Source organism: Variovorax sp. P4_D9 (assembly GCF_056401695.1).
The window spans coordinates 1-2563 of the sequence record NZ_JBFUIU010001063.1 but is presented as its reverse complement, the minus strand read 5'-3'; the positions used below and the strand labels follow the sequence as shown (position 1 = coordinate 2563).

The 2563-nt window shown below is 63.9% G+C and carries 2 protein-coding genes and 1 pseudogene; all 3 read left to right on the top strand.

Annotation, left to right across the window (positions count from 1 at the left end; genetic code table 11):
- The coding region (gene ilvC / locus AC1DY5_RS50890) for a ketol-acid reductoisomerase (protein ID WP_478121894.1) at positions 1-602 on the top strand (602 nt) is incomplete at its 5' end.
- Positions 603-751: 149 nt separating this feature from the next.
- Positions 752-1576 (top strand): CDP-diacylglycerol--serine O-phosphatidyltransferase, encoded by an 825-nt coding sequence (gene pssA / locus AC1DY5_RS50885; RefSeq protein WP_478121893.1) that lies wholly within the window; start codon positions 752-754, stop codon positions 1574-1576.
- Positions 1577-2014: 438 nt separating this feature from the next.
- Positions 2015-2563: pseudogene (locus AC1DY5_RS50880) on the top strand (2-isopropylmalate synthase); the annotation flags it as partial.

Below are 2563 nucleotides of genomic sequence, written 5' to 3'. Positions count from 1 at the left end.
CCTACACGCAAGGCGGCGGCGTGCCGCACCTGATCGCCGTGCATGCCGACAAGAGCGGCAAGGCACGCGACCTGGCGCTGTCCTACGCCACCGCCAACGGCGGCGGCAAGGCCGGCATCATCGAGACCAACTTCCGCGAAGAAACCGAGACCGACCTGTTCGGCGAACAAGCGGTTCTCTGCGGTGGCACGGTCGAACTGATCAAGGCTGGTTTCGAGACGCTGGTGGAAGCCGGCTATGCGCCCGAGATGGCGTACTTCGAATGCCTGCATGAACTCAAGCTGATCGTCGACCTGATCTATGAAGGCGGCATCGCCAACATGAACTACTCGATCTCGAACAACGCCGAGTACGGCGAATACGTGACCGGCCCGCGCATCGTGACGGAGGAAACCAAGAAGGTCATGAAGCAGGTCCTGAAGGACATCCAGACCGGCGAATACGCCAAGAGCTTCGTGCTGGAAAACGCGGGCGGCGCGCCGACGCTGATCAGCCGTCGCCGCCTCAACGCCGAGCACCAGATCGAAGTGGTCGGCGAGAAGCTGCGTGCGATGATGCCGTGGATCAAGAAGAACAAGCTGGTCGACCAGACCCGCAACTGATCGGATCGTTTTCCGAAGCGAAAAGGGCCACCACGCGGTGGCCCTTTTTCATGGAGGCGCGCATGGCGCCTGAACTACACTGCCACCGATGTCTGTTTCCGCCCGTCCTGCCCCGTACCCGAGTCCCTTCCGTGCCGGAGGCCGACCCCATGCATGACGACACGCTGCCTGACGAGGTGCCCACGCGCAAGCGCCGCAAGGGCATCTACATCCTGCCGAACCTGTTCACGCTGGCGGCGCTCTTCGGCGGCTTCTACTCGGTCGTGATGGCGATGAACGCGCRCTTCGACCTGGCGGCGCTCGGTGTCTTCGCGGCGATGATCCTCGACAGCCTCGATGGTCGCGTGGCCCGCATGACCAATACGCAGAGCGCCTTCGGCGAACAGATGGATTCGCTGTCCGACATGGTGTCCTTCGGCGCCGCGCCGGCGCTGATCGCCTACGAATGGTCGCTGAAGGGCCTGGGCCGCTGGGGCTGGATCGCGGCCTTCGTCTACTGCGCCTGCGCGGCGCTGCGCCTCGCGCGCTTCAACGTCAACACCGGGGTGGTCGACAAGCGCTGGTTCCAGGGCCTGCCGTCGCCGGCCGCGGCGGCGCTGGTGGCCGGCTTCATCTGGCTCATGACCGAATGGGGCAAGCGCGGCGGCGAGGTGCTGTATCTGTCGTGGAACCAGATCACCTGGATCACGTTCGGCTTCACGCTGTACGCGGGACTCTCGATGGTGACCAACGCGCCTTTCTACAGCTTCAAGGATGTCCAGATGAAGAAGAGCGTGCCCTTTGCGGTGATCGTTCTGATCGCGCTCGGCATCGCGGTCATCAACATCCATCCGCCTACGGTGCTGTTCGGCTGCTTCGTCGCCTATGGATTGAGCGGCTACGTGGTCTATGCCTGGCGCAAGGCCAAGGGCCAGCAGGTCAGTGTGATCAGTATCTCGACCGACGAGCCCGATGAACGTGGCCTGCATAACTAGCTCGTCCCCAGGTTGCCCCCACTTCGTCGTGTCGGGGCGCCCACCCCCTACCGGGGGCAACAGCAGCGGCCCGGCGAAGCCGGTTCAGCGGTGTTTCACCAACGGGCCTGGCTGCGCCGGCCGATGATTGACGGCGCCGTGGTTTGACTTTGGCTGCGCGCAGCGCGCCTGTTGGTGGGCTGCCACGGAACCGGCTTTACCGGGCCGTGGGCAGCGCCCCCTGCAAGGGGGTGGGTGGCTACACGAAGTGAGCCGACCTGGGGGTGTGCTATATTTCACTCCTCATGAACAAGATTTCGCTGGCCCTACTACTGATCCCCTTCGGGCGGAGACGGTAGAGCGCGCGCGCAAATCCCTCACTACGGCCCGTTCGCACTAGCAACGGGCCGTTTTGTTTGGGGTTGCTGGTGGATTCCCAACCACAGCGAGAAATCCAAGATGTTGAAGCAACCCAACCGCAAGTACCGCGCCTTCGCTCCGATCGGTTTGAAGGACCGCACCTGGCCCGACACCGTGCTGACCCGCGCGCCGATCTGGCTGTCGACCGACCTGCGCGATGGCAACCAGGCACTGGTGGAGCCAATGGACATCGCTCGCAAGATGAAGATGTTCGAGACGCTGGTGGCGATCGGCTTCAAGGAGATCGAGGTCGGCTTCCCCTCGGCCTCGCAGATCGAGTTCGACTTCGTGCGCAAGCTGATCGAGGAAGATCGCATTCCCGACGACGTGACGATCCAGGTGCTGACGCAGGCCCGCGACCACCTGATCGAGCGCACCTTCGAGGCCCTGCAGGGCGCACCGCGCGCCATCGTGCACCTGTACAACGCGGTGGCGCCGATCATGCGGCGGGTGGTGCTCGGCATGGACGAGGACCAGATCGTCGAACTCGCGACGACGCATGCGCGCATGTTCAATGCATGCGCCGCGAAGCGGCCGGCGACCGAGTGGACCTTCCAGTATTCGCCCGAGATGTTCTCGGGCACCGAC